This window comes from uncultured Methanobrevibacter sp. (genome assembly GCF_902801725.1).
Classification (GTDB): Archaea; Methanobacteriota; Methanobacteria; order Methanobacteriales; family Methanobacteriaceae; genus Methanocatella.
Genome location: NZ_CADCJB010000061.1, coordinates 1 through 6,787 on the forward strand (window position 1 = coordinate 1; position 6,787 = coordinate 6,787).

The 6,787-nt window shown below is 35.9% G+C and carries 5 protein-coding genes; 3 read left to right on the top strand and 2 right to left on the bottom strand.

Annotated elements, in window-relative coordinates:
* The 3 genes from QZV68_RS09735 to QZV68_RS09745 all read left to right on the top strand — a co-directional run.
* The coding region (locus QZV68_RS09735) for a hypothetical protein (protein WP_296880809.1) at positions 1–499 on the top strand (499 nt) is incomplete at its 5' end.
* 47 nt (positions 500–546) lie between these two features.
* Positions 547–1,041 carry a hypothetical protein gene (locus QZV68_RS09740; protein WP_296880810.1) on the top strand — a complete coding sequence of 165 codons (495 nt, stop codon included), beginning with the start codon at positions 547–549 and terminating at the stop codon, positions 1,039–1,041.
* A 212-nt stretch (positions 1,042–1,253) separates the two neighbouring features.
* Complete coding sequence (locus QZV68_RS09745) at positions 1,254–3,710, top strand: ATP-binding cassette domain-containing protein (protein WP_295614681.1); 2,457 nt, start codon at positions 1,254–1,256, stop codon at positions 3,708–3,710.
* Positions 3,711–3,898: 188 nt separating this feature from the next.
* Here QZV68_RS09745 and QZV68_RS09750 read toward each other — a convergent pair whose 3' ends face one another.
* Together QZV68_RS09750 and QZV68_RS09755 are read right to left on the bottom strand one after the other, a co-directional pair.
* Complete coding sequence (locus tag QZV68_RS09750) at positions 3,899–4,309, bottom strand: C-GCAxxG-C-C family protein (RefSeq protein WP_295614683.1); 411 nt, start codon at positions 4,307–4,309, stop codon at positions 3,899–3,901.
* Positions 4,310–4,695: 386 nt separating this feature from the next.
* Positions 4,696–6,744: a cation-translocating P-type ATPase gene (locus tag QZV68_RS09755; protein WP_296880811.1), complete on the bottom strand. Its 2,049-nt coding sequence runs from the start codon at positions 6,742–6,744 to the stop codon at positions 4,696–4,698.
* Between the last annotated feature and the right edge of the window lie 43 nt (positions 6,745–6,787).

The following is a 6,787-nucleotide window of genomic DNA, read 5'->3' on the forward strand; positions in this document are numbered from 1 at the left end:
TTATGGAGTCTTTGTGCCGATGTCCAATGACTGCATAAATGTCAGCGACGCCTATGGAGCAAATCAGCCTGTAAAGGATAAAGAAGTGTTTGATGCAGACAAATACCCCTACTATGTCTTCAAGGATATTTGCACACGCTGTGTGGGACCGGACAACTACAAAATTTACGGCAAGCCAGTGCAGTCATACTGGCATGATGCGGAAGGCAAGATGTTCGCCGGAATGAGCAAAGTGATTTCGCAGGCAGCAAAGATGAACGACAGTTCCGCCCGGGCAAATTACATCACTTCATACTGCAATGACATGCAGACCAAGGCATTCGAAGACGGCAAAGAGATACTCAACGATGTGGAGTGGACACAAAGCAAAAACAGCAACACCCTTAAGCTCGAGATTGATTCCAACACGCATCAACTGACAAACAAAGAGAAAGTTATCCCCCCAATGGAAATAGGCCTCAATGCGTCAAAATATGAAAGTGTTCCCGCAGCACCGTGACCTATTTAAAATTAGATTTAAATAAAGATTGCATCAAATTTAAGTATATGAATGAAAATCTTTATGGAATGTTCGACAAGGTCGTCCAATCGGAATTTTCGATTATAGAGGATGGTTCAAAAAAGACAATTGAACTGGGAAAGGATGGCGAATACGGAAAAATGGAAACATACTCACTGTTTGACGGCATTATCATCGCATTTATGGACATCAACATCGACAATATCGATAACGTGTTTTTCGAGGATAAAATCTCTTCCCGTTTGCTTCAAATCAACCATTGCGCTAAGGGCAGATACTCATATGCGATAGGCGACGATAGAATTGTCTATTTCGGAAAGGGAGATTTGTGCGTCAGCATTTATGACTTGACAAAGACAATTTCCGATTTTCCTCTGGGATATTACAGAGGCCTGGAGATTTTCATTGATGTTGATGCTGCAAATGAACATATCAAGAACCTCATTCCTGATTTTGATTTGATTGAGCTGAACCTTGTCAACCACTTTAAAAGGAAATTTTTAGTTAGTAATAGTTTATAAAAAATACTACTTAAAAATCTAGTTTATTTATAAAGAAAACCTAAATGAATACGAACATTTCGTATAAAACGCATAAAAAAGTTCCGATACTTATCAATTTCCAGCACTAAAACTCTAATAAAAAATTTATTTTGATTAATTATAAACTTTTAGAGGTTCTCCGGAATTTAATTTGAATAATATTATTAACTTTTAAAAGCAGATGTTTAACTATGTATCAAGATATGATAATCATTCGTGGAGCAAAGGTTCATAACTTAAAAAACATTGACATTGACATTCCACTTGGAAAGATTGTGGCCATCAGCGGAGTTTCAGGATCCGGCAAATCATCACTAGCACTAGGAGTACTATACTCAGAAGGGTCTAGAAGATATTTGGATGCATTATCCACATATACCCGCCGAAGAATCTCACAAACCCGAAAAGCTCAAGTCGATTTAGTTCAATATGTTCCGGCCGCATTAGCACTACATCAAAGACCAAATGTTCCTAACATCAGGTCCACTTTTGGAACTTCAACTGAACTTTTAAACTCACTTAGATTATTATATTCTCGATGCGGGAATTATACATGTCCTAATGGTCACATTCAAGAGCCAACTTTAAATGTGGCCCGTGAAATCCCAATCAAATGCCCTGAATGTGGCGTGGAATTCTATGGATTGGGTGCCGAGGAATATGCATTTAACTCGGATGGAGCATGTCCAACATGCGAAGGTACAGGTTTAATTAGAGACGTCGATGACTCAAAATTGATATTAGACGATAGCAAAACACTGGAAGAGGGGGCAGTTGATGCCTGGAATCAATTTGGCATCTCATGGATGTATCATGTTGCAGGTGAACTTGGTGTTCGGTTGGATGTTCCGTTTAAAGATTTAACTGACGATGAAAAGGATATTGTTTATAATGGCCCTACAGTGAAAAAATATATCAACATCCCATCCAAAAATGGCAAATTATTTGAATTGAATGCAGAATACAGAAATGCTCATAAAGCTATTGAAGAGGCTTTAAGAAATGCAAAAACAGAAAAGGGATTAACTAAAATCAATAAATTTTTAACAACAACCGTTTGTAGCGATTGTGGAGGAACAAGATTAAATTCAAAAGCTCGTGAAACTCTATTGGGAGGAATAAATCTTGCAGATGCATGTAAAATGAATTTAAAAGATTTGGTTTCATGGGTAAATGATATCGTGACCGAATTACCTGACAATATTCGTGAAATGGCACAGGATATTGTAGAGGAATTCATGGACAATGCAAATATCCTACTTGATTTAGGTTTGGGTTATATTTCCCTTGATAGGCCTTCAAATACCTTATCTACCGGTGAGCTTCAGAGAGTTCAAATTGCAAAAACATTGAAAAATCATACAACCGGAGTATTATATGTTTTAGACGAGCCGTCAATCGGTCTGCATCCAAATAACGTTGATGGACTAATAAATGTTATTAAAAGATTAGTGGATGATGGAAATTCAATTATCCTAGTTGACCATGACACGAAAATATTAGGTATTGCCGATTATATGATTGAGCTTGGCCCAAATGCGGGAGCTGACGGTGGAAGCATAATAGCTAAAGGAAGTTTAGATGAGATTGTAAATAATCCTTCCTCACAAATCGCCCCATTTTTAACTAATTCTGAAAAAATCATCATAAGGGACAAATCAGACAATATTTTTGAAAATGGTGAAATTGAAATTAAAACCTCTGAAATCCATAATGTTAAAGAGATGGCAATAAAAATTCCTAAAGGAAAATTAACTGTTGTAAGTGGAGTTTCAGGAAGCGGTAAAACCACCCTACTTTTAGAATCCATGTATCCTGCAATCAAATCTTACATTAACGGAGAAGATTTGCCAGATAATGTAATAGATTTAGAATGCGAAGATATTAAAAAGATTGAGTTGATCGATAGCGTTCCGATTGGAAAGAATGTTAGAAGTACCGTTGCAACATACTCAAAAGTTCTAGATGACTTAAGAAGGGAATTTGCTAAATTGAGTGATGAGTATAAAATGTCTGATTTCTCATACAATACCGGAAAATTAAGGTGTGAAACTTGTAACGGGACAGGCAATGTGTCTATGGATGTTCAATTCCTACCGGATGTTGAAATGACCTGTCCTGATTGTAATGGTCTTAGATATGATAAAAAAGTCGAAGATATTAAATATAATGGGCTTTCTATTGCAGATGTTATGAATCTAACAATTGATGAAGCTCTAGAAGAGTTATTTGAACTTAAAAAGGTTACAGGTAAACTTCAAAAATTATCTGATTTGGGTTTGGGCTATTTAACATTAGGTGAATCAACTCCAAGTTTGTCTGGCGGTGAAGCGCAAAGATTAAAATTAGCATCGGAAATCGGGAAATCACAAAAAAATTCCATATTTATATTTGATGAACCGACAATTGGCCTCCATCCATTAGATGTTAAAGTTCTTATTGATGTATTTGATAATTTAATAGACCGGGGAGCGACTGTTATTGTAATAGAACATGATCTGGATTTAATATCTAATGCCGATTACATTATTGATATTGGAATTGATGAAGAGTATTTTGGTGGTGAAATACTTGCAAAAGGCAGTTTAGAAGATATAATTAGTACCCCTGGAAGTTTAACTGGGAAATATTTAACTGAAAAACTATAAATCAACTTAATTGATTTCCCTCACTAAAAACTCTTTATTTTATATAAAGAAACCCAAAAATAACACGAACAATTCGTATAAAAATTATAAAAAAGTTCCGATACTTAACAAATTCCGGCACTAAAACTCTGATATGGAATTTGTTTTTCTGTAATTATAAAATTTTTGAAAGTTATCTCAACCTAAATCTATAGGTAATTTTCTGTTATTTTAGTTGCAGATTCAACCATTTTTGGACAAAACTCTTTGAATAGATTATTATCCAATGCGTATTTAATGCCTTCTTCGGTTCTAATGTCACAATTAAGTAAATCCCTACAGATATATGATCCGTTTTCCTTTTCAAATTCATCTAAAAATTTTTCACATACTTCATTACTTTTAGATTTACTTTCACCATATTTAAGGCCTAATGCCATTAGTGCACCTGTGCAAGCACCGCAAACTTCACCTTTACGCATCCCACTACCAAAGCATGCACCAATGTTCAAGGCTTGTTCTTCCGAAAGACCTAAATCCTGTGAAAATGTTGCAAATACTGCTTGTGAACACACATATCCGTTTTCAAATAATTGAATAGCATTTTCTATATTTTTCATATAATATAATTTAATTATTTTGACTTATCAATGTTAGTATAAAACTGGATATGACACTGTGGGCATTCCTACTAGACATGTTTCAAGAATCTAGAAATTTTCAGACAGAACATATAAAATAGTTCCGATGCTTATCAATTTCTACCCATGAAAAACACCAATATAAACTTTATTTTATATAAAGAAATCCCCCTAAGAATACGAACATTTCGTATAAAACGAAACTTATTCTCGAAACTTTGATTTGCTGATGTGTTTTTGACATTAACATTAATGATATAGAAGGTCAAATTTAATTCAACTTTGATATATCATGAGCCTTTTCAAACTTATCTTTGAATTTCAAATGGGTGATGTTAATGTTAAGTAATCTTAAAAAGAAAAAGTTAGTTGTGATGAAGTTCACAACTTTGTCTTGTTATTGAGTGCTTGTGAGCATGCATATGCTTAATTCCATTATCTGTAATGATTTCGTCAATGATTTTAACACCTTCGTGGGAGTGAGTATGTTCGCCGTCATCGTGGAAGTGATAATGTGAATGTTCAGTATGTGCAGTATCGATTTTTTTAATTGAATCATCAAAATGCCTGTCATAGAGCAGTGCAGCATTTAGAACTACTAAACATGATCCTGCATTGTGAACAATCGCTCCAGTTACTGGATTTAAAAGACCCAATACAGAGCAGACGATAGCTGCTGCATTTATTGTCATTGACATTGCAATATTCGCTTTGATTGTAAACAATGTGGAATTAGACAGTTTTTTAAGATATGGAATCTTTCCTATATCATCACCTAAAAGTGCGATATCAGCCGCTTCAATCGCAACATCACTTCCAACTGATCCCATGGCCACGCTGACATCAGCTGTTTTAAGTGCCGGTGCATCATTCACACCATCTCCAATCATACATACCTTTCTGCCTTCACTTTTGAGTTTTTCAATCCATGAAAGTTTTTCTTCAGGAAGTAAATTGCCAAATACTTTACCGATTCCTACCTGGCCGGCAAAGTAATTAGCAGTTTCTGAGTTATCTCCAGTAAGCAATATGGTTTCGGTTCCAAGGTCATGCAATTTTTCAATCATGTCTTTGGAATCTTCACGAATCACATCAGACAAACCGATTAATCCGATAACCTCACCGTTCAATGCAACTATTATTGAAGCTTTTCCTTCATGTTTCAATTTGTCCATTTGACAATCAACATTAACATCAATATTATATTCTGAGAGAAATTTGGAGTTTCCTGCATATACCTTACCATAAGAATTTGTACATGTAACACCCTTTCCAGGATACATTTTAAAATCCTGTGGTTCTTCAATATCAATCTGAGCTTCTTTTGCATTTTTAACAATCGCTTTGGCTAAAGGATGTTCACTTAGTTTCTCACAAGAGGCAACAATTTTAAGCAGTTCCTCACTAGGCAAATCATCCCTAAGGGAGATAACATCAGAAACTTCTAAATTACCGTAAGTTAAAGTACCAGTCTTATCGAATACCAGAGTATTTAAACCGCCCAATGTTTCCAGTGCTTCACCGGATTTGATGAGCACCCCATATTTTGTGGCCTGACCGATAGCTGCCATGATTGCAGTTGGTGTTGCCAGAATCAATGCGCATGGACAGAATACAACAAGAACAGTAACTCCTCTTTCGATGTTTCCTGTTACGATCCATGCTGCAATTGCAATTGCAAGTGCAACAGGAACCAGCCATGTCGCCCATTTATCCGCTATCCTTTGTGTTGGAGCCTGCTTTTCATCAGCGGCTTTTACAAGATCAATCAGTTTTTGAAGTGATGAATTTTCACCTAAACTGGTTGCCTTAATGTCTATGGCGCCATAGAGATTCATGGTGCCGCAGAATACTTCATCGCCGACTTTCTTATCGACTGGAAGTGATTCTCCAGTCATGATTGACTGGTCAAGTGAGGAAGTGCCTTTTATGATTTCACCGTCTACCGGTACGCTTTCACCCGGAAGAATTCTTAACGTATCTCCGAGTCTTATTTCATCTACTGGGATTACTTCTTCAGTTCCATCGGTTATTCTTCTTCCGGTTTGTGGAGTTAAATTAATTAAATTTCTTAAGCCTTTTTTCGCTCTTTCGACTGTCCAGTCTTCTAAAAGTGCTCCCAATGCCATAATCCATGCAACTTCGCCTGCTGCGAATACCTCTCCTATCAGAAGTGATGCCACCATTGCTATTGCAATCAGAAGCGCAGATGAAATCCATTTTTCACGAATCAGTCTGGTCATTGCCAGAAGCAGCATTGGGATACCGCTTATAATTACTGTTCCCCATGAGGGGTTTAAATAAACTGGAACATCAATTCCGAATATCATGAAAATAACTGCTATCAATAGGAATATACCAGAAATAATAGTCATTTTTAATCCGAATAGGAAATCGGTTATTTCATCAATCATATAAAACACCTTAAAGTATTACTTTTTTTGAATTCATTTAAAT

What these genes read in the sequence shown, in the direction of transcription:
- QZV68_RS09740 (WP_296880810.1), top strand. Translation starts at nt 547, where the DNA reads ATGAATGAAAATCTTTATGGAATGTTCGACAAGGTCGTCCAATCGGAA.
- QZV68_RS09745 (WP_295614681.1), top strand. Translation starts at nt 1,254, where the DNA reads ATGTATCAAGATATGATAATCATTCGTGGAGCAAAGGTTCATAACTTA.
- QZV68_RS09750 (WP_295614683.1), bottom strand. Translation starts at nt 4,309, where the DNA reads ATGAAAAATATAGAAAATGCTATTCAATTATTTGAAAACGGATATGTG.
- QZV68_RS09755 (WP_296880811.1), bottom strand. Translation starts at nt 6,744, where the DNA reads ATGATTGATGAAATAACCGATTTCCTATTCGGATTAAAAATGACTATT.